The organism is Pseudomonas sp. PNPG3 (genome assembly GCF_023093815.1).
GTDB classification, from domain to species: Bacteria; Pseudomonadota; Gammaproteobacteria; order Pseudomonadales; family Pseudomonadaceae; genus Aquipseudomonas; species Aquipseudomonas asiatica.
Map to the genome: position 1 here is coordinate 1 of NZ_JALLKV010000365.1, position 221 is coordinate 221.

The following is a 221-nucleotide window of genomic DNA, read 5'->3' on the forward strand; positions in this document are numbered from 1 at the left end:
GCCCTTCAGCCCGAACATGCTGGTGCCCCAGTCGCCGCTTTCCGCGCTCCAGCGCGACTTGCTGCCGTTCGGTGTCGCGATGTGGTTCAGGTATTCGATACCGCCGTCGATCCGGCCGTACAGCGTGACGCTCGTCTGTGCAAACGCGGCCGCCGGCGTGGCGGCCGCAATCAGCCATGCGAAGTATTTGAGTCGCAAAATGATGCCCCCTCGAAGTCTCG

Annotated in this window: 1 protein-coding gene; it reads right to left on the reverse strand. The window is 63.8% G+C overall.

The features are described 5' to 3' along the window. The coding region (locus MJ643_RS31350; RefSeq protein WP_247727409.1) for a porin at positions 1-198 on the reverse strand (198 nt) is incomplete at its 3' end. Between the last annotated feature and the right edge of the window lie 23 nt (positions 199-221).